This is a genomic window from Nocardiopsis endophytica (genome assembly GCF_027706725.1).
GTDB lineage: Bacteria > Actinomycetota > Actinomycetes > Streptosporangiales > Streptosporangiaceae > Nocardiopsis_A > Nocardiopsis_A endophytica.
The window spans coordinates 79,844-98,767 of record NZ_JAQFWQ010000006.1 but is presented as its reverse complement, the minus strand read 5'-3'; the positions used below and the strand labels follow the sequence as shown (position 1 = coordinate 98,767).

The 18,924-nt window shown below is 72.9% G+C and carries 22 protein-coding genes and 3 pseudogenes; 21 read left to right on the top strand and 4 right to left on the bottom strand.

Annotated features, from left to right (window positions below; genetic code table 11):
* The first annotated feature begins 59 nt into the window (after nucleotides 1–59).
* Together O4J56_RS03760 and O4J56_RS03755 are read left to right on the top strand one after the other, a co-directional pair.
* Nucleotides 60–695, top strand: coding sequence for a hypothetical protein (locus tag O4J56_RS03760; RefSeq protein ID WP_270683647.1), 636 nt, complete (start codon nucleotides 60–62; stop codon nucleotides 693–695).
* A 326-nt stretch (nucleotides 696–1,021) separates the two neighbouring features.
* Nucleotides 1,022–1,573, top strand: a complete 552-nt coding sequence (locus O4J56_RS03755; protein ID WP_408639078.1) for an RNA polymerase sigma factor — start codon at nucleotides 1,022–1,024, stop codon at nucleotides 1,571–1,573.
* Between the two features lie 178 nt (nucleotides 1,574–1,751).
* Here O4J56_RS03755 and O4J56_RS03750 read toward each other — a convergent pair whose 3' ends face one another.
* The gene (locus tag O4J56_RS03750; RefSeq protein ID WP_270683645.1) at nucleotides 1,752–2,282 is read right to left on the bottom strand and encodes an inorganic diphosphatase; all 531 of its coding nucleotides are present in this window, start codon (nucleotides 2,280–2,282) and stop codon (nucleotides 1,752–1,754) included.
* A gap of 80 nt (nucleotides 2,283–2,362) precedes the next feature.
* Here O4J56_RS03750 and dacB point away from each other — a divergent pair, with 80 nt between their 5' ends.
* From dacB to O4J56_RS03690, 12 genes are all read left to right on the top strand, one after another.
* Complete coding sequence (dacB, locus tag O4J56_RS03745; protein ID WP_333563780.1) at nucleotides 2,363–3,730, top strand: D-alanyl-D-alanine carboxypeptidase/D-alanyl-D-alanine endopeptidase; 1,368 nt, start codon at nucleotides 2,363–2,365, stop codon at nucleotides 3,728–3,730.
* A 111-nt stretch (nucleotides 3,731–3,841) separates the two neighbouring features.
* Complete coding sequence (locus O4J56_RS03740; RefSeq protein WP_270683663.1) at nucleotides 3,842–4,927, top strand: zinc-dependent metalloprotease; 1,086 nt, start codon at nucleotides 3,842–3,844, stop codon at nucleotides 4,925–4,927.
* Entirely contained in the window at nucleotides 4,924–5,892 is a 969-nt protein-coding gene (tilS, locus tag O4J56_RS03735) for a tRNA lysidine(34) synthetase TilS (protein WP_270683644.1), read from the top strand. The genes O4J56_RS03740 and tilS overlap by 4 nt, the downstream gene beginning before the upstream one ends.
* A gap of 64 nt (nucleotides 5,893–5,956) precedes the next feature.
* Nucleotides 5,957–6,511 carry a hypoxanthine phosphoribosyltransferase gene (gene hpt, locus O4J56_RS03730; RefSeq protein WP_270683643.1) on the top strand — a complete coding sequence of 185 codons (555 nt, stop codon included), beginning with the start codon at nucleotides 5,957–5,959 and terminating at the stop codon, nucleotides 6,509–6,511.
* A gap of 222 nt (nucleotides 6,512–6,733) precedes the next feature.
* Entirely contained in the window at nucleotides 6,734–8,827 is a 2,094-nt protein-coding gene (ftsH, locus tag O4J56_RS03725; protein ID WP_270683642.1) for an ATP-dependent zinc metalloprotease FtsH, read from the top strand.
* Nucleotides 8,824–9,426 carry a GTP cyclohydrolase I FolE gene (gene folE / locus O4J56_RS03720; RefSeq protein WP_270683641.1) on the top strand — a complete coding sequence of 201 codons (603 nt, stop codon included), beginning with the start codon at nucleotides 8,824–8,826 and terminating at the stop codon, nucleotides 9,424–9,426. The genes ftsH and folE overlap by 4 nt, the downstream gene beginning before the upstream one ends.
* 24 nt (nucleotides 9,427–9,450) lie before the next feature.
* Nucleotides 9,451–10,365, top strand: a complete 915-nt coding sequence (gene folP, locus O4J56_RS03715; RefSeq protein WP_270683640.1) for a dihydropteroate synthase — start codon at nucleotides 9,451–9,453, stop codon at nucleotides 10,363–10,365.
* Entirely contained in the window at nucleotides 10,362–10,820 is a 459-nt protein-coding gene (locus O4J56_RS03710) for a nuclear transport factor 2 family protein (protein WP_270683639.1), read from the top strand. The genes folP and O4J56_RS03710 overlap by 4 nt, the downstream gene beginning before the upstream one ends.
* Nucleotides 10,817–11,206 carry a dihydroneopterin aldolase gene (gene folB / locus O4J56_RS03705; RefSeq protein WP_270683638.1) on the top strand — a complete coding sequence of 130 codons (390 nt, stop codon included), beginning with the start codon at nucleotides 10,817–10,819 and terminating at the stop codon, nucleotides 11,204–11,206. The genes O4J56_RS03710 and folB overlap by 4 nt, the downstream gene beginning before the upstream one ends.
* 2 nt (nucleotides 11,207–11,208) lie before the next feature.
* Nucleotides 11,209–11,733: a 2-amino-4-hydroxy-6-hydroxymethyldihydropteridine diphosphokinase gene (gene folK, locus O4J56_RS03700; protein WP_270683637.1), complete on the top strand. Its 525-nt coding sequence runs from the start codon at nucleotides 11,209–11,211 to the stop codon at nucleotides 11,731–11,733.
* Between the two features lie 3 nt (nucleotides 11,734–11,736).
* Nucleotides 11,737–12,294, top strand: coding sequence for a DUF3180 domain-containing protein (locus O4J56_RS03695; protein WP_270683636.1), 558 nt, complete (start codon nucleotides 11,737–11,739; stop codon nucleotides 12,292–12,294).
* 177 nt (nucleotides 12,295–12,471) lie between these two features.
* Nucleotides 12,472–13,323, top strand: coding sequence for an NmrA family NAD(P)-binding protein (locus tag O4J56_RS03690; protein WP_270683635.1), 852 nt, complete (start codon nucleotides 12,472–12,474; stop codon nucleotides 13,321–13,323).
* A gap of 88 nt (nucleotides 13,324–13,411) precedes the next feature.
* Here the strand turns inward: O4J56_RS03690 and O4J56_RS03685 are convergent, their stop codons facing one another.
* Nucleotides 13,412–14,011 carry a class I SAM-dependent methyltransferase gene (locus tag O4J56_RS03685; RefSeq protein WP_270683634.1) on the bottom strand — a complete coding sequence of 200 codons (600 nt, stop codon included), beginning with the start codon at nucleotides 14,009–14,011 and terminating at the stop codon, nucleotides 13,412–13,414.
* A gap of 163 nt (nucleotides 14,012–14,174) precedes the next feature.
* Here O4J56_RS03685 and O4J56_RS03680 point away from each other — a divergent pair, with 163 nt between their 5' ends.
* Complete coding sequence (locus tag O4J56_RS03680; protein WP_270683633.1) at nucleotides 14,175–15,023, top strand: NAD(P)H-binding protein; 849 nt, start codon at nucleotides 14,175–14,177, stop codon at nucleotides 15,021–15,023.
* A 113-nt stretch (nucleotides 15,024–15,136) separates the two neighbouring features.
* On the opposite strand, the gene O4J56_RS03675 is transcribed toward O4J56_RS03680, so the two are convergent.
* Nucleotides 15,137–15,394, bottom strand: a complete 258-nt coding sequence (locus O4J56_RS03675; protein WP_270683632.1) for a hypothetical protein — start codon at nucleotides 15,392–15,394, stop codon at nucleotides 15,137–15,139.
* Nucleotides 15,395–15,559: 165 nt separating this feature from the next.
* Here O4J56_RS03675 and O4J56_RS03670 point away from each other — a divergent pair, with 165 nt between their 5' ends.
* The 6 genes and pseudogenes from O4J56_RS03670 to O4J56_RS32015 form a co-directional block, all read left to right on the top strand.
* Entirely contained in the window at nucleotides 15,560–15,787 is a 228-nt protein-coding gene (locus tag O4J56_RS03670) for a hypothetical protein (protein ID WP_270683631.1), read from the top strand.
* A gap of 15 nt (nucleotides 15,788–15,802) precedes the next feature.
* A complete protein-coding gene (locus tag O4J56_RS03665) occupies nucleotides 15,803–16,096 on the top strand; it encodes an integrase core domain-containing protein (protein WP_408639077.1) in 294 nt (97 codons plus the stop codon).
* 369 nt (nucleotides 16,097–16,465) lie between these two features.
* Complete coding sequence (locus O4J56_RS03660; RefSeq protein ID WP_270683630.1) at nucleotides 16,466–16,957, top strand: hypothetical protein; 492 nt, start codon at nucleotides 16,466–16,468, stop codon at nucleotides 16,955–16,957.
* Between the two features lie 109 nt (nucleotides 16,958–17,066).
* Nucleotides 17,067–17,189, top strand: a pseudogene (locus tag O4J56_RS03655) (IS5/IS1182 family transposase); the annotation flags it as partial.
* A 46-nt stretch (nucleotides 17,190–17,235) separates the two neighbouring features.
* Nucleotides 17,236–17,730 (top strand): annotated as a pseudogene (locus tag O4J56_RS03650) (DUF5753 domain-containing protein); the annotation flags it as partial.
* A 124-nt stretch (nucleotides 17,731–17,854) separates the two neighbouring features.
* Nucleotides 17,855–17,959 (top strand): annotated as a pseudogene (locus O4J56_RS32015) (DUF397 domain-containing protein); the annotation flags it as partial.
* Here O4J56_RS32015 and O4J56_RS03640 read toward each other — a convergent pair.
* Entirely contained in the window at nucleotides 17,943–18,893 is a 951-nt protein-coding gene (locus tag O4J56_RS03640; protein ID WP_270683629.1) for an AraC family transcriptional regulator, read from the bottom strand. The pseudogene O4J56_RS32015 and the gene O4J56_RS03640 overlap by 17 nt on opposite strands.
* Nucleotides 18,894–18,924: the final 31 nt, after the last annotated feature.

The window sequence follows — 18,924 nt, the reverse complement described above, 5'->3', positions numbered from 1 at the left end:
TGAGAGGCCCCGCAGGGCGGGGCCCGCGTAGGGGAGACGACCGAAGGGTGCGGTGTCCGTTGGCGGACGGCTCGTTGGCGCGCCTGCTGGTCCGGACGGCGATCACGGCCGCGGCCGGGGTGATGGGCGCCGGGTTCCTGGGCTGGCGGGCCGGGCTGCTCGTGGCCGCCCTCACCGCGCTGGCCTACGTCATCACGGCCGTCGCCGCCCCGCTGCTCGGACCGGCCTGGGCCCGCGGGCGGGTGCTGCGCGGCCTGCGCCGCCGCGGCTACCGCCTGGTCGCCGCCCCGTCGGGGCGGGTGCTGGCGGCGGGGCCGACCGGCGTGTACCTGCTGGACGCCCGGCACCGGCGCAACGCGGTCGCGCGCGGCGACGGGAGCTGGACGATCGGCGGGCGCCCGGCTGAGCGGGTGGTGGAGCGCCACGCCGCTGCCGCCGCCCGGGCCGCCCGCGAGGTGGGGGCCGAAGAGGCGGTCCCCGTGCTGCTGGTGTCGGGCCGGCTGCCGGAACCGGTGATGCGCGCGGGCGGAGCGGTCCTCGCGCGCCCGAAGGCGGCGCTGCGCTTCATCCTGGACCGCCCCGGGATCCAGGACGGCGCGGAGAGGGCGGCGGCGGTGGCGGCCGAGGCCCGCCGCCTGTGGAGCCCGGACCCCGGCGAGCCCGACCCGCGCGAGGAGGGGGACGCGAGCGATTAGCCGTCCGACCGGACCGGCCCCGTCGTGCCCGTTGTTGATCTCGGGGAAGTCGGGCTTATGCCGTCCGTTTTTACCCCGACTTCCCCGAGATCAACGACACAGGGGCGGCGATCGGCCGCTCTCCGCCGACGACGTGTGGGGCGCCGACCCCGCGTTCGCGCGCGCTATGGAGGCGGGCGGGGCCGGAGGGTGCGGGAAAGTAGCGGAAATCAGGCCTTCGTGGCGTTTTTCGTCGAAAGTCTCCTCAATGGGGCGCATGGGCCGTAGATTCCTGTCACATGATGGACCGGGACCTTGCCCTCGCCCTGAGATCCAGTCGACCCTCCATGGCCTGTGCCTACGCTCGGCTCTTCGATGCCTACGGCGACGAGCTGTACCGGACCTGCCGGGCCTTCCTGCGGGACCACGATTCCGCCCAGGCCGCCCTGCGCGACACCTTCATCGTCGCCGGGGCCCACATCCACCGCCTCGGCGACGCCGGGCGGCTGCGCGAATGGCTGCTGGCGGTCGCCCGCGCCGACTGCGAGCACCACCGGCCGCACGAGGCCGCCGCCCACCCGGCGCCGGCCGACCCGTGCACCGATCCGTGCGCCGACCCGCCTCCCGGCCTGCGGCTGCGGGTGCTCAGCGGCGCTCTGGGCCCCGGACTGGACGGGCACCGGGCGCACGTGGCCGAGCGGGCCGACGCCTTCGACGAGGACGGGTTCCCCGTGCCGCCCTCCCGCCGCGCCCGCGGGCGGATGGGCGCGCTGCTGCCCCGCCTGGCCGTGGCCGCCTGCGCCGTCCTGCTCCTGGTGCTGGCGGTCTACGTCTACACCCGTGCCGAGCCCGGGCGCGTCCCCACCTGGATGGGCGTTCCCCCGATGGCCTCGCGCTGAGGCCGTCCGCCGCGCGCCCTCCGCGGCGACACGCCCGAACGGCGGGACGACCCCCGAAAGTCCGACCCTGGAAAGACCGATCCCCGAAAGACCGACGCCCCCCGGGAAACAGGCAGGGGCCCGTGCGCGCGGCGCATGGGCCCCTCGGCGGGTTCCCCGGAGTCCTCGGGCGTTCCGCTCAGGACTCGTCGTCCTCGAGGTCGATGTGCGACCGGTCCCCGTGGACGCCCTTCTCCTCGGCGCGCGTCACCGAGGCGATGACCTCCTGCTCGGCCTCGTGGCGGCCGACCCACGTGGCGCCCTCGACCGACTTGCCCGGCTCCAGGTCCTTGTAGACCGTGAAGAAGTGCTCGATCTCCAGCCGCTCGTACTCGTTGACGTGGTGAATGTCACGGATGTGCTCCATGCGCGGGTCCGTCGCCGGCACGCAGAGCAGCTTGTCGTCGCCACCGGCCTCGTCGCGCATGCGGAACATGCCCACGACGCGGCAGCGGATCAGGCAGCCCGGGAAGGTGGGCTGCTTCAGCAGGACGAGGGCGTCCAGCGGGTCGCCGTCGTCGCCCAGCGTCCCCTCGATGAACCCGTAGTCCGCGGGGTAGCTCGTGGACGTGAACAGCATGCGGTCGAGGCGGATGCGGCCCGTCTCGTGATCCATCTCATACTTGTTCCGCTCGCCCTTGGGGATCTCGATGGTGACGTCGAATTTCATGCTGTTCTCGGCTTCCCTTACGACTAGTGTCGCTTGTCTGTACCAGCGGTCACGCGGCGGCGGAGCCAGGAGGAAGGCAGGTGGCGGAGTTGGGGACGAAACGGTCCGGTGTGCTCCTGGCCTTGGCCATGCTCACCATATTCGTGCTGGTGACGGGCTTTGTCGCGGCGGACCTGGTCGCGTCGAGACCCCTGCCCGCGGTGCCCTACCCTGTCGCGCACGCACAGCAGGGGACGGCCGCCCACCTGCCCGGAGCCGACCCGGTCGACCCCGGCCGCCTGGCGGACCACCTCGATGATCCCATGTCCGACTCGGGGTCGGGTGAGGGACTCTCCGCTTATGTCGCCGACGCCGCCACCGGCGAAGGGCTCTTCGACCGGGACGCCGGCCGGGGCGCCGTCCCCGCCTCCACCACCAAGATCGCCACCGCGCTGACCGTCCTGGAGGCCGCGGGGCCCGACCGCCGCATCGCCACCGACGCGGTCCTCGACGGCGAGCGCCTCATCCTCGTCGGCGGCGGGGACCCCACGCTCACCCGCGACGCCGACCCCGGCGCCTACCCGGAGCCCGCCACCCTCGACCGGCTGGCCGAGAGCACCGCCCGCGCGCTGGAGGAGCAGGGCGTCGGCGCCGTCGACCTGGGCTACGACGACACCCTCTACCCCGGCCCCGCCACCGGCCCCGGCTGGAAGGACAACTACGTCTGGGAGGGCTCCGTCGCCCCCGTGCACGCGCTGATGATCGACGGCGGGCGGGAGAACCGGGACGAGAAGTACGGCGACCGGGTGGACGACCCGCCGCGCGCCGCCGCGGACGCGTTCGCCGACGCCCTGCGCGACGAGGGCGTCGAGGTGCGCGGTGGGCCGGAACCGGTCACCGCCCCCGACGGCGCCGAGCCCGTGGCCTCGGTCTCCTCCCCGCCGATCTCGGCGCTCACCGAGCAGATGCTGCTGGCGAGCGAGAACAACGTCGCCGAGGCGCTGGCCCGCCAGACCGCCATCGCCGAGGGGGAGGAGCCCTCCTTCCAGGGCGGGTCCCGGGCCATGACCGACGTGCTGGACCGGCTCGGCATCGGCGGGGTGGAGCTGTCCGACGCCAGCGGGCTGTCGGTGGACAACCGCATCTCCCCGCACGCCCTGGCCGACATGCTGCTGGCCGCCTCCGACCCCGAGCGCCCCGACCTGAGCTACGTCCTGAGCGGCCTGCCCACCGGCAACTTCAGCGGCACGCTCGCCTCGCGCTACGACGACTCCAGCGGGGCCGGGGCGGGCGCGGGCGTGGTGCGCGCCAAGACCGGCACGCTCAGCGGGGTGAGCACCCTGGCCGGGACGGTCTACGACGCCGACGGGCGGCTGCTCGTGTTCGCCTTCATGTCCAGCGGCGACGATGCCTCGGCGTCGAGCCTGGACGAACTGGCGGCGGCGGTGGCCTCCTGCGGGTGCTCCTGAGCGCCGGGCGCGCCCCTGAGCGGCGCATGAGGGGCCGTCCCTGAGGAAACCCGGAAAATCCGCGCGCACCGCCTTGGGGCGGGTCCCCGCGGGTACGGTGAGGGCGTGACTGTGATCGACTGGGACGTAGCCGTCAACACCGGGATCCGCCTCGTCCGCCCCGGCCCCCAGGTGGACCTCGCCGACGCGCGGCAGGCCGTCTCCCAGCTCCGGGAGCTGTCCGAGCAGGCCCGCGGGCACGTGCGCGAGTTCACCGGAATGGACCCCCTGGAACCGGCCGGGCCGGCGGTCATCGTCGACCGCCCGGGATGGATCCGGGCCAACGTCGACGGGTTCCGCACCGTGCTGGAGCCCATCCTCGACCGGCTCGGCGCCGAGCGCGCCGCCGCCGGCACCGCCGGCGCGCTCACCACCGCGGTCGGCTCGCGCGTCACCGGCGCCCAGCTCGGCGCGGTGCTGTCCTACCTGGCCGGGCGGGTGCTCGGCCAGTACGAGCTCTTCCTGCCGCCCGACCCGGACGGCAACGCGCCCGCGGGCCGCCTGACCCTGGTGGCGCCCAACATCGTGCAGGCCGAGCGCGAGCTCGACGTGGACCCGCGCGACTTCCGGCTCTGGGTCTGCCTGCACGAGGAGACCCACCGCATGCAGTTCAGCTCCACCCCGTGGCTGCGCGGATACGTGCAGGAGCAGATGCAGGACCTCCTGCTCTCCTCGGAGATGGACGCCGCCGCCTTCCTCGACCGGCTGCGCGCCGCGGGGGAGGCCGTGGCCGAGGTGGTGCGCGGCGGCGAGGGCAGCCTCATCCAGGCCTTCCAGAACGAGGCCCAGGGCGAGGTCATGGACCGCATCACCGCGGTGATGACGCTGGCCGAGGGCCACGGCGACTACGTCATGGACGCGGTCGGGCCCGAGGTCGTGCCGTCGGTGGCGACGATCCGCCGCCGCTTCCAGCGCCGCCGCGAGGGCGCCAACCGCATCGACCGCATCATCCGCCAGCTCCTCGGCCTCGACCTGAAGATGAAGCAGTACGAGGAGGGCGCGGTCTTCGTCCGCAAGGTCGTCGCCCAGGTCGGCATGGAGGACTTCAACAAGGTCTGGGAGTCCCCCGAGACGCTTCCCACCATGGCCGAGATCCGCGACCCGGAGTCCTGGATCGCGCGCGTCGTCGGGCCGGGGGCCCCGGCCCAGGAGGCGTGAGCGGGCCGCCCCCCGCGGTCGCCGAGGCCCGGCGCGCGGTGCGCCGCGCGCTGGCCGGGCTGGAGAAGGGCGCCCTGGTGCTGGTGGCGTGCAGCGGCGGGGCGGACTCGCTGGCGCTGGCCGGGGCGGCGGCGTTCGCCGTGCCCCGCATGGGCCTGCGCGCCGGCGGCGTGACCGTCGACCACGGGCTGCAGGCGGGCTCCGCCGAGCGTGCCGACCGGGTCGCCGACGCCCTGCGCGGCCTGGGCCTGGACCCCGTGGAGCGCGCCGCAGTCCGGGTGGGCCGCGACGGCGGCCCCGAGGGCGCCGCCCGCCGCGCGCGCTACGACGCCCTGGACGAGGCCGCCGACCGCACCGGGGCGGCGGCCGTCCTGCTCGGCCACACCGCCGATGACCAGGCGGAGACCGTGCTGCTGGGGCTGGCGCGCGGGTCCGGCGCGCGGTCGCTGTCCGGTATGGCCCCGCGCTCCGGCCGCTATGTGCGCCCCTTCCTGGGGATGGAGCGCGCGCGGGTGCGCGAGGCCTGCGCCGCCATGGGGCTGCACCACTGGGAGGACCCGCACAACGCCGACCCCGCCTTCGCCCGGGCGCGCGTGCGCCACGCCGCCCTGCCCGCACTGGAGAAGGAGATCGGCCCCGGCATCGCCCCCGCGCTCGCCCGTACGGCCGACCTGCTCCGCGACGACGCCGACGCGCTGGACGGCTGGGCCGCCGACGCCGCGCGCGCGGCCGACCTCGGCCACGGCCGCCTGGACGTGCGCGTCCTGGAGGAACTGCCGCGTGCCGTGCGCACGCGGGTGCTGCGGCGCGCCGCCGTGGCGGCGGGGTGCCCGGCGGGCGCGCTGAGCGCGCGGCACGTGGCCGAGGTCGACCGCCTGGTCTCGGAGTGGCGCGGCCAGACCCGCGTCGACCTGCCCGGGGGCCGCGGCGCGCGACGCTCGGACGGAGCCTTGGAGTTCGGATGACTTCGCCCGCTTATCCTGGTTGCGTTCCGAAGGACCGCGATCCGAGCAGCGAGGACGTACGAGCGTGGACGCCAAGGACATGGGTGACGCCCTGGAGAAGGTGCTGGTCACCGAAGAGCAGATCGAGGCGCGGCTGAGGGAGCTCGCGGCCGAGATCGACGCCGACTACGCCGGCAAGGACCTGCTGCTCGTGGGGGTGCTCAAGGGCGCCGTCATGGTCATGGCCGACCTGGCCCGCGAGCTGTCCCACGCCGCGGAGATGGACTGGATGGCGGTCTCCTCCTACGGGGCGGGGACCACGTCCTCGGGGGTGGTGCGCATCCTCAAGGACCTGGAGGCCGACATCTCCGGCCGCAACGTCCTGATCGTGGAGGACGTCATCGACTCCGGGCTGACGCTGTCCTGGCTGGTCGGCAACCTGCGCTCGCGGGGCCCGGCCTCGGTGGAGGTGTGCACGATGGTGCGCAAGCCGCTGGCCTTCGACGTCGACCTGGACGTCAAGTACATCGGGTTCGACCTGCCCAACGAGTTCATCGTCGGCTACGGGCTCGACTACGCCGAGAAGTACCGCAACCTGCCCTTCATCGGCACCCTCGCGCCGCACGTCTACGAGCGGTGACCGGGTCCGCCGGGAACATCTCGGGCGGTGCGCGCGTTGCCGTCATGACGGCGCGTCGCAGCGGTGCGACCGATCACGGGCGGGGTGTAGCGTCGGTCACCCCGGCATAGATTACTGGAATTACGTGTCCGATAGGTCCCGTTTCCGACCCGGTGCCCTAACGCCGTGTCGGGGCAGAGGCCGCCTGGTCAGGAGGGACGGACCCAGCGGGGTTCCGTATAGATGAATCTCAAGCGTTTGTACCGCGGGCCGTGGCTGTACATTCTGGCCATCGGCGTCATCCTCTTCGCCGTCTTCAACTTCACCGGCCTGGGGGGCGGCTCCGGCCCGGAGAAGAAGGACACCTCGACGGTCCTGCAGCTGGTCGACAGCGGCGACATCGACAACGCCAAGCTCGTCGACAAGGAGCAGCGGGTCGAGGTCACCACCGATGACGGCAAGGTCTACGAGGCCTACTGGGTCGGCGACCAGGGACAGCAGATCGCCGACCGGCTCGCCGAGCTGGAGCAGGACGGCCAGCTGGACTCCTACGACGTCGAGGTGCCCCAGGAGAGCATCTGGACGGGGCTGCTCTTCAGCTTCCTGCCGCTGGTCATCATCATCGCCATCTTCCTGTTCATCATGAACCAGATGCAGGGCGGCGGCTCCCGGGTGATGAACTTCGGCAAGTCCAAGGCCAAGCTGATCAGCAAGGACACGCCCAAGAGCACCTTCGCCGACGTGGCCGGGGCCGACGAGGCGATCGAGGAGCTGCAGGAGATCAAGGAGTTCCTGCAGACCCCCGCCAAGTTCCAGTCCATGGGGGCCAAGATCCCCAAGGGCGTGCTGCTGTTCGGCCCGCCCGGCACCGGCAAGACCCTGCTGGCCCGCGCGGTGGCCGGCGAGGCCGGGGTGCCGTTCTACTCCATCTCCGGCTCCGACTTCGTCGAGATGTTCGTCGGCGTCGGCGCCTCCCGCGTGCGCGACCTGTTCGAGCAGGCCAAGGCGAACGCCCCGGCGATCATCTTCATCGACGAGATCGACGCCGTGGGCCGCCACCGCGGCGCCGGCATGGGCGGCGGCCACGACGAGCGGGAGCAGACCCTCAACCAGATGCTGGTGGAGATGGACGGCTTCGACGTCAAGACCGGCGTCATCCTCATCGCCGCCACCAACCGCCCCGACATCCTGGACCCCGCGCTGCTGCGCCCGGGCCGCTTCGACCGCCAGATCGTCGTCGACCGCCCGGACATGGAGGGCCGCAAGGGCATCCTCCGGGTGCACGCCAAGGGCAAGCCCATGGCCGACGACGTCGACCTGGACGTGGTCGCCCGCCGCACCCCCGGGATGACCGGCGCCGACCTGCAGAACGTGGTCAACGAGGGCGCCCTGCTGTCGGCCCGCGCCGGCAAGGACCTCATCGACATGGCCACCCTGGAGGAGGCCATCGACCGCGTCATGGCCGGGCCCGAGCGCAAGACCCGGGTCATGAGCGACGCGGAGAAGAAGGTCATCGCCTACCACGAGGGCGGCCACGCCCTGGTGGGCCACGCGCTGCCCAACGCCGACCCGGTGCACAAGGTCACCATCCTGCCGCGCGGCCGCGCGCTGGGCTACACCATGTCCCTGCCGACCGAGGACAAGTTCCTCACCTCGCGCTCGGAGATGATGGACCAGCTCGCCATGATGCTCGGCGGGCGCGCCGCCGAGGAGCTCGTCTTCCACGAGCCCACCACCGGCGCCGCCAACGACATCGACAAGGCGACCTCGCTGGCCCGCAACATGGTCACCGAGTACGGCATGAGCGAGCGCCTGGGCGCCCGCAAGTTCGGCACCGGCAACACCGAGCCGTTCCTGGGCCGCGAGATGTCGCACGCGCGCGAGTACTCCGAGGAGATCGCCTCCCTCATCGACGAGGAGGTGCGCCGCCTCATCGAGTCCGCGCACGACGAGGCCTTCGAGGTGCTGGTGGAGTACCGGGACGTCCTGGACGACCTGGTGCTGCACCTGCTGGACAAGGAGACGGTCTCCAAGGAGGAGGTCCTGGAGATCTTCGCGCCGGTGCGCAAGCGCCCCTCGCGCGGCTCCTTCACCGGCTACGGCAAGCGCCAGCCGTCGGGCCGCCCGCCGGTCAAGACGCCCAAGGAGCTGGCCCTGCTCGGCCCGCAGGACGTGGAGGACCTGGTCTCCGGCAACGGGCAGGTCGACTACTCCGGCGCGGGCGAGGCCGACGGCGCCGCCGAGCGCTCCGGCCACGGGGCCCACGACGGCCGGGACACCCGCAACGGGCAGGACCCGGCCGCCGGCGGTGACGAGCGGAGAGGGGACGCGGAGTGAGCGCGCTGCCCGAGCGCGCGCCCGAGGAGGGCATCGACCAGGCGCGCATCGAGAAGGCCGTCCGGGAGATCCTCCTGGCCGTCGGGGAGGACCCGGACCGGGACGGGCTGCAGGACACCCCGTCCCGGGTGGCCCGCGCCTACGCCGAGCAGTTCTCCGGGCTGCACCAGCGGCCCGGGGACGTGCTCACCACGGTGTTCGAGGCCCAGCACGAGGAGATGGTGCTGGTCAAGGACATCGAGCTGTACTCCACCTGCGAGCACCACCTGGTGCCGTTCTACGGCAGCGCCCACGTGGGCTACATCCCCAACGCCAAGGGGCAGATCACCGGGCTGTCCAAGCTGGCCCGGCTGGTCGACGTGTACGCCCGCCGCCCCCAGGTGCAGGAGCGGCTCACCACCCAGGTGGCCGACGCGGTGATGGAGCACCTGGACCCGCGCGGGGTCATCGTGGTGATCGAGGCCGAGCACCTGTGCATGACCATGCGCGGTGTGCGCAAACCCGGTGCGAAGACCGTCACCTCGGCGGTCCGCGGCGACTTCCGCAACCGGGATCGCACACGGGCCGAGGCGATGAGCCTCATCCTGGGCCACCGCTGAGCCCGCTTCTCGTAGGGTGAGGGCATGGCGTCGACGACATACGGGCTCCCGGGGCTCCCCCGGCGGGAGCGCTGCCTGGTGATGGGGGTCGTCAACGTGACCCCCGACTCCTTCTCCGACGGCGGCCGGTGGTTCGACCACGGCCGCGCCGTCGAGCACGGGCTGGAGCTGGCCGCGCAGGGGGCCGACATCGTCGACGTCGGCGGCGAGTCCACCCGCCCCGGGGCCCAGCGGGTCTCGCTGGACGAGGAGCTGCGCCGGGTCGTCCCCGTGGTACGGGAACTGACCCGGGACGGGGTCGCCGTCAGCATCGACACGATGCGCGCGCAGGTCGCCGAGCACGCCGTGCAGGCGGGGGCGGTCCTGGTCAACGACGTCAGCGGAGGCCTGGCCGACCCGTCCATGGCGCCGCTGGTGGCCAAGGCCGGGGTGGCCTACGTGCTGATGCACTGGCGCGGCCACAGCCACGACATGCAGCGGCGCGCGGTCTACACCGACGTGGTCGCCGAGGTCCACGCCGAGCTGCGGGACCGCATGGCGGCCATGGTCGACCAGGGCGTGGACCCCGCGCAGATCGTGCTCGACCCCGGGCTGGGCTTCGCCAAGAGGCCCGAGGAGGCCCACAACTGGCAGCTCCTCGCGCACCTCGACCGCTTCGACGATCTGGGACGCCCATTGCTGATCGCCGGTTCACGCAAACGGTTCCTCGGCAGGCTGCTGGCCGACGCCGACGGCCACGACCGCCCGTTCTCCGAATCCGACGACGCCACCCTGGCACTGACCGCGCTGTCGGCCGCCGCCGGCGCCTGGTGCGTGCGGGTGCACGACGTGCGCCCCAGCGCCGACGCGGTGCGGGTGGCCGCCGCCTGGCGCACCGGCGGCGCGCTGCTCGACGAGGGCCGCGCGGACGCGGTCGGCCGCGGCGGGAGCGGCCGGTGAGGTCCCGCCAGGAGGTCATGGAGCGCGTGGCCGAGGCCAACGCGCAGTTCTACGGCGCCATCGAGAACGGCGACATCGACGCCATGCACCGGATCTGGGCCGAGGAGGACGAGGCCCCCGACCTGGTGTGCGTCAACCCGGGCTGGCCGCTGCTGCGCGGCCGCGCCGAGATCCTGCGCGCCTGGGCGCTGATCATGGCGAACGTGCCCTACATCCAGTACGTGCTCACCGACACCCACATCGGGGTCAGCGGCGACGTCGCCATGGTGACGTGCGAGGAGAACGTGCTCACCGCCGAGGACGGCAGCCCCGGCTTCGTCGCGGGCGGCCAGGTGGTGACCACCAACATGTTCGTGCACACCCCGCAGGGGTGGCGGCTGTGGTCGCACCACGCCTCGCCGGTGATGCCGGACGAGGACGAGGAAGGCGAGCAGGGGGGCGCACCCGCCGAATGAGCAGGGAGACGGACACCGCCGCGCAGGGCGACCGGATCGCCCTGCGCGGCCTGCGGGCCTACGGCTACCACGGGGTCTACGGGCACGAGCGCCGCGACGGCCAGGACTTCGTGGTGGACGCGGTGCTGGACGTGGACACCCGCCCCGCCGCGGCCAGCGACGACGTCGCCGACACGGTGCACTACGGGGAGCTGGCCTCGCGCCTGGTGGAGGTCGTCACCGGGGAGCCGGTGAACCTGCTGGAGACGCTGGCCGAGCGGCTGGCCCGGGTGTGCCTGGAGGAGAAGCCGGTGCGGCGCGCGGAGGTCACCGTGCACAAGCCGTCGGCGCCCATCCCGCACGCCTTCGAGGACGTGTCGGTGACCGTGGTCAGGGGGGTGGAGTGAGCATGGCGCGCACGGCCGTGCTGGCCCTGGGGTCCAACATGGGCGACCGGATGGCCACGCTGCAGGGGGCGGTGGACGCGCTCGTCGGCCCCGGGGCCGCTCCCGGGCTGACCGCCGCCGCGGTGTCCCCGGTGTACGAGACCGCGCCGGTGGGCGGCCCCGAGCAGGGCCCCTACCTCAACGCGGTGCTGGTCGCCGACTGCGCGCTGGCCCCGCACGGGCTGCTGGCCCGCACCCAGGAGGTGGAGAAGCGCTTCCACCGGGTGCGGGAGGTGCGGTGGGGGCCGCGCACCCTGGACGTGGACATCATCGCGCTGGGCGACGAGCTCAGCGGCGACCCCGACCTGACGCTGCCGCACCCGCGGGCGCACGAGCGCGCGTTCGTGCTGCGGCCCTGGGCCGACGCCGATCCCGGCGCCGTGCTGCCGGGGCGCGGCCCGGTGGCGGACCTACTGGCGGCCGTGGCCGACCAGGAGGCGGACCGCCGGGACGACCTGGAGCTGGTCCTGCCCGGGCGGGGGGCCTAGACCGTGTCCCACGACGATCAGGAGTGGGGCCGCGATGAGCCGGACGGCGGCACCGGCCGGGGGCGGGGCCGCCCCGGCGGCCCCGACGACGAGCGGCGCATGCACCCCATCGGGTGGAAGGTGCCGATCGCGGTGGCGGTCGCCTCGGCCCTGGCGGCCTACCCCCTGGTGGCCGCCTTCTACAGCGCGCTGCCGCCGCTGCCCTGGACGGCGGTGCCGACCCTGCTCCTGCTGGCCGTCGGAGAGGCGATCACCGGCCACCACACCCGCCGCCGCATCCGCCGCGCGCCGGGGACCGAGCCCATCGAGCCCCTGAGCGCGGCGCGCCTGGTGGCCCTGGCCAAGGCGAGCGCGCTGTTCGCGTCCCTGGCCGTCGGGGTGTTCGCGGGCATGGCCGTGTACCTGGGGGGCCGGTTGCAGACCCCGCTGCCCAGGGAGGACTTCTTCACGTCGCTGGGCACGATGGCCGCGGGGGCCGTCCTGTTCGGGGCGGCGGTGTTCCTGGAGTGGGCCTGCCGGGTCCCCGACGACGACTCCGAGGGCGAACCGGGCCCGGCGTAGCGGCGCAGTCCCCCGCCCCCTGCCGATGATCTCGACGGAAGTGCTGTCAAAACCGCCCGAATGACAGCACTTCCGTCGAGATCATCGCGGGCAGGCCTTGGGGGGTCCGGACGGACGCGTATGCGGGCCGCACACTCGCCCATGTCCCGGGCGGCCGCCGCGCGCTTGGATCGAAGCATGACGAACGACGAGAGCACTCTCAGCACCGGCGGCGACATCCTCGTTCTGGCCGCCACCGGCAAGACCGGCCGCCGGGTGGTCCGGCGGCTCCGCGAAGCGGGCGCCCCGGTCCGCGCGGCGTCGCGCTCCAGCGAGGTCGCCTTCGACTGGACCGACCCCGGGACCTGGGGCGCCGCCCTGGACGGCGTGCGCGCCGTCTACCTGGTCGCTCCCGAGGACCCCGCCCCCATCGGCGACTTCGTCGCCCAGGCGGTCAAGGCGGGGGTCGGGCGGTTCGCCGTCCTGTCCGGGCACGGCATCGAGCACACCGGCCCCGACTTCGGGCAGGGCATGGTCGCGGCCGAGGAGGCGGCCCAGGCGTCGGGGGCCGCCTGGACGATCATCCGGCCGAACAACTTCTTCCAGAACTTCACCGAGGACCTGTGGTTGGAGCCGGTCCGGTCCGGGCGGCTGGCGCTGCCCATCGGCGCCGTCCCCGAGCCGTTCGTGGACGCCGAAGACGTGGCGGCGGTGGCCGTGGCGGCGCTGACGGAGGACGGGCACGACGGGCAGGTGTACGAGCTGTCCGGGCCGCGGGCGATCACCTTCGCGGAGGCGGCGCGGGCGATCGGGGAGGCGGCGGGGCGCGAGGTCCGCTTCGAGGAGCTGACCCCGGAGCAGTACCACGACGAGCTCGTCGGCCAGGGGTTCCCGGAGGAGTTGGCCACGGCGCTCAACGCGATGTTCGCCCTGCACCGGGACGGGCACTCGGCCGACGTCGTGGACGGAGTCCAGCGCGCGCTGGGGCGCCCGGCGACGGACTTCCACGAGTGGGTCCTCCGCACCGCCGAAACGGGCGTGTGGGCCTGATCCCCCGCACCCCGCGTTGATCTCGGGAGAAACGACGCTACCGGGCCGCTGTTAGGGGCGCATTTCCCGAGATCAACGACGCGGGGGGCTAACTCGTGCGGCGCGCTCTGAGGACGGTGTCGCGGGTGTGGTGCGCCCCCTCGGGCACGGTGGGGCGAGGGCGGACCTCGTTCACCTCGATGGTCCATTCGTCGCCGAGGACCTCGGCGACATCGGCGGGCCAGTAGTAGGCGGTCGCGTCGATCTCCCGCCACTGCTGGGGGCCGAAGTCGTCGGCGCAGTGGCCGACGTACAGCAGCGTGCCGCCGGGGGCCACGGTCTCCAGCAGCGCCTTGAGGGCGGTGTGCCCCTCCTGGACCGGCAGCGGGAAGAAGTGCGCCGACACCAGGTCGAACGGGCCCGGGGGCGGCGGGTCGGCGGTCAGGTCCGCCCGGACCCAGGACACCTTGTCGGCGAGTGCGCCCGCGGCGGCCGCGGCGCGGTCCAGCGCCACCTGGGAGATGTCCACGGCGGTGACCCGCCAGCCCCGGTCGGCCAGCCAGAGGGCGTCGGCCCCCTCGCCGGCTCCGAGGTCGAGCGCGCGGCCGGGCGGCAGGGCCTCCACCTCGTCGACGAGCACCCCGTTGGGGTTCCCGCTGAACAGCCTCTCCTGGCTGCTGTACCGCTCGTCCCAGGTCTGCGCGTCCATGATCGCCGTCCGTTCTCCCTGTGCGCCGTCGGCCGCCAATGTGCCCCGTGTCCGTGGAGAAGGCAATAACCGTTGCCGGACCGGCAACAGGGGCGGACGAACGCACATGGGGCCGATACGCGCACGCATGGGATCCGGGGGCCCACACCACGACGATGGGCGCATGGATACTCGACCTGTTCTCGTCATCGGCGGTACCGGAACGATCGGCGGGCGCGTCGCCGCCGCCCTGCGCGACAGGGGCGTCCCCGTTCGGGCGGCGTCGCGCCGGTCCGAGGTTCACTTCGACTGGGACGACCCCGGCACCTGGGCGGCGGCGCTCGACGGCGTCCGGGCCGCCTTCATCACCCCGCTCGACGCCCCGCCCCCGCGCACGCCCGCCCTGGTGGAGAAGGCGGTGGCGGCCGGGGTCGAGCGCCTGGTCCTGCTGTCGGCGCGGGGCGTGGAGGTGCCCGGCTACTTCGGTCCGGAGTCGGTGATCACCGAATGCCACCTGGAGGGCGAGCGCGCCGTCCGCGCGTCGGGCGCCGCCTGGACGGTGCTGAAGCCGGCCTGGTTCGCGCAGAACTTCAGTGAGGGCCTGTTCCGCGACGGGGTCGTGGCGGGGGAGCTGGCCCTGCCGGTCGGGGACGGCCGCGCGGCGTTCGTGGACGCCGACGACATCGCGGCGGTCGCCGTGGCGGCGCTGACGGAGGACGGGCACGACGGGCAGGAGTACGAGCTGTCCGGGCCGCGGGCGCTCAGCGTCGCCGACGCGCTGGCCGAGATCTCCCGTGCGACCGGCCGACCGGCCCGGTTCGCGGACGTGACCGTGGGGGGCTTCACGGAGATGCTCGCCGGGGCGGGGGTGCCCGCCGAGGATGCGGCAGTCTGGGCGAACGCGCTGACCCCGATCCGCACCAGCGGGGACGCGGTCATCGCCGACGGAGTCGAGCGCGCGCTGGGCCGCCCGCCCCGCGACTTCACGGACTTCGCCGACGACGCGGCGAAGTCCGGCGCCTGGGAGGGGTGACCCTGACCGCTCCGTGAAGCCACACCGCGCGCCCGGTCCCCCGTGGACCCGGGCGCGCGGCGCGTTCATGCGGTGCTACGCGGCTTCATGGGGCTCGTGGATGGGTGATCGCCTCACCAGGAGCGGACGCAGTCGATGTACGGGCGGACGTGGAAGGGGCGCTGGAAGGAGGTGAGGGCGGAGTCGAGGGCGTCGAGCGTGGTGGCGGCGACGGTGATCTCGGGGTCGATGCGGTTGGTGGCGAGGTAGGGGGTGGTGACGGCCGACCGGTAGCTGAGGCTCCAGTCGGCGCGGTGGGCGTGGTGGACGAGCAGGAAGGCGTCGTAGTCGGGCGGGACGTCGGGGTTCGGGGAGCGGGTGTGCACCGCCACCGTCCGGCGGGTCCTTCTGACCGTGGCACCGGTGGGAGTGGCGGCCCTGGCCCGCCCCGAGCCGGCCGACACCCTGGCGATCGACGGGAAGACTCTGCGCGGCTCGGCCGCCGCTCAACCAGTCTTCCGGCCGAACGAGCGGGTGCCGGGCGCTCGGGCGCTCTGGTGCGCGGCCATTGGGCGATTGAGGCGCTGCACCATGTTCGCGGTACCACCTTCGCCGAGGACGCCTGCAAGGTCCGCTCCGGCCATGGGCCCGCCAACCTCGCCGTGCTGCGCAGCCTGGCCGCACTACGACTCACCGAGCTCAAGCGCCCGACCGCTCCCGACGCGATCCGGTGGGCCTCCTATGGGTGCTTCACCCGCCCGCTCGATCTCATCGGGCTCGCCTGACCGGCGAGAACCGGAATGGTCACCGACTTTGAATCAGCCCTGGTCGGCTCCCGCGGGGATTCCTACGATAACGCGATGGCTGAGGCATTCAATTCGTTGTTCAAGGGCGAGTTGATCCACAACCCCGTGAAACGCGGCCGCGGCTGGGCATCGGTCAACGACGTCGAACTCGCTCTCGCCGAGTACGTCGGCTGGTACAACCACCGGCGCCTCCACGGCGAGCTGGGCCGGCGTGCTCCCGCCGGGGTCGAGGCCGCTCACCGCATGAGCGGCGACGATCAGTCCGCCGAGCCCGTACGGGCCGGCTGACAGTCAACGACGCCTGCAACAAACTCAGGGCGCAACAGGTAGGGGTCGACCTCATCGCCCATCAGTTCGCGTAGGCCGTCGAGTGTGGAGTGCGCGTAGAGGTGCGCGTGGCGTGCCCCCCTGGATCGACGGAGTATTCCAGCAGGTAGCAACTCGGTTGAGGCATCGTTCGCGTCCCCCGTTCCGCGCAAGCGCAGGCTCCGGGAGTTACCGGACGCGGCGGCGTCCTCCGCCGGGTGGTGGGGCGCGGCGCGCGGGCGTCGAAGGACCGGGAGCGGCCACAGCACGAGACCAGGCGGGGGATGTGGGATCGTGCAGGCTCAGGCTCCTCGGGCCCCTCCACCCCGGAGAAGTGGGACACTTGGGGGTATGGTCAGCGAGAATGTCAGCCCCCTCACCGCCGAACAATTGCTGTCCGCGCTGCGCACGCTGGGCGCGGAAACGGTGCTCGACCCGGAGCATCACGAGGAAGGCGACGTCCCGATGCTGCTGGGCGATCTGCTGGCGGTGGTGGAAAGGGAGACGGCTGCCCGGGTGGACACGGGCGAGGACCCGCCGGTGGACCTGAGCCGCTTCATGGGGGCCTGGCGCGACCGGATCGGGCGGCAGTACCTGGCCGAGACCGTGCTCGTCCACCGCACCCGGCGCACTCTGTACGACTGGAGCCAGCTCCCCGGCAACGGTGACGTGACGGACCCGCTCATGCGGGTGCTCCTGGCCGCCCAGGCGCTGCTGGGCGCCCGCGCCGCACGCGATGCCGATCCGACCGGGCTCCGCATGTTGCGCGAGGAGGCCGAGTGCGAACTCGCCGAGGCGCTGGCCGAGCTACGCCGCGCCCGCAGCGCGGACGGACCAGCCTGACACTGAGCCTTTGCCAACCTGGTGTTCGGGCTGCTCGCAGGGTGCCCGGCACGGCGTGGCCACAAGCAAGTGAAGCTCCTGATAGACGGGCGATCGCCTGCCACGGGGGAACGTGCAGGTCGTGGCTGATCCGTTCGGTCGACCGGTGTGGATCTCACCAGTGCTGCCCGGGGCGCGCCATGACATGGGGGTCGCCCGCGAGCACGGCATCATCGATGCCTTCCCTCATGCTCGCCACCCCGTGAACAGGTTGGCAAAGGCTCAGTGCCGTCTCGGATCTCCAGGCGGATGCGGAATCGATCCTGCAGGCTCAGCTGCTGACCATCCCCGGCCTGCTTCACACCGAAGACTACGCGAGAGGGTTGATACGGGCGATTTTGTACTGGGAGTCGGAATCAGTGATCGAGGGGGCCGTCGAAGCCAGGATGGCGCGGGCGCGGCGCTTCTTGGAAGGAGGACGCCCTCTCAGTTCGCCTGACGTCATGCGCGACCAGCTCGACCATCTATTGGCCTTGGCTGAGATCGGTAGAGTCAGCATGCAGGTCATAACGCGGTCAGAGCACCCGGGCCTGATCGGCCCCTTCATGGTCGTCGCGCCCTCCGTCGGCCCTGAGGTCGTCTACGAGGAGAGCGCCTCTAGGGGGCAAATCATCGACGACGGCGACAGCGTGACAGAGTACAAGCTGCGGTTCGGGCGCCTCCAAGCACTGGCCCTGGATCCGGATCGGACCATGGAGTTGATTAGGGAAGAACGGAAGGCCCTGAATGATTGACTTCAGATGGCGCAAGTCCTCCCACAGCAAAGGGGGGCATTAGGAGTGCGTCGAGGTCGGGCATCACTGGCACAAGTCCACCCACAGCGGCGGTGCGCACCAGGACTGCGTCGAGGTCGCCGAAGGCCCCACGACGGCCGTCCGTGACACCCGCAATCGCGACCTCGGGCACCTCTCCTTCCCCGCCTCTGAGTGGGCGGCCCTCCTCCACGTCATCCGACGGGGATGACCGCCTCCTCCGGTGATGCCTCCGCCGCCTGCCGATAGGCGGTGGGGCTCACCCCCTGGACGCGCTTGAACGCCGCGCTGAAGCCGAACGCGTCCGCGTACCCCACCCTCCGGGCCACCGCCGCGACCGTCATGTCCGGTCGGTGCAGCAGGTCCGCCGCCAGCGTCATCCGCCAGCCGGTCAGGTACGCCATGGGGCCCTCGCCCACCTGTTCGGCGAAGCGCTTGGCGAAGGTCGACCGCGACACCCCCGCGCGCGCCGCCAGCGACGCCGTCGTCCACGCGTGCGCCGGGTCCTCGTGCATCGCCTGCAGCGCGGGCCCCGCCACGTCGTCGCTCAGCGCCCGGTAGTAGTTCGGCGACTCGGCCTCCGACAGCTCGAACCACCCCCGCAGGGTGCACACCAGCAGCCAGTCCAACAGCCGGTCCAACACGATCTGCCGCCCCGGCCGCCCGCACACGAGCTGCATCTCCAGGTAGGCCCGCATGGTCTTGCACTCCTCGTTCTCGTCCGGGACGACGAGCACGGACGGGAGCACCTGGAGCAGCCGCTGCGGCACCTGCGCGCGGACGTCGTACGCGGCGGCGAGGACCACGGTCTCGGCCTGGAGGTCGTCCGGACCCTCCTCCCCGCCGGGGGCGGTCCCCTCGTCGGACAGGCACCGCACCTCCCGCCGCACCGCCGACCGGTCCGCGTCCGGGTCGTCGGTGAGCGTGAACGGGGCGGGCCCGCGCACGATCGCCGCCTCGGCCTCCACGACCCTGCGCCGCGCCCCGTCCTCCGTAAGGATCCACACCGATCCGCGCATGGGGATGACCAGCGTCAGGTAGGCCTCATCGGTGAAGTGCAGCGACCACGGCGGACGCAGCGCCGACCGCCCGAACACCGCGCCCTGCCCGCGCACGCCGCGGAGGAGTTCATCGAACACGTCCATGGAGGCACCCTATGGGGCGCCCTCTCGTTGA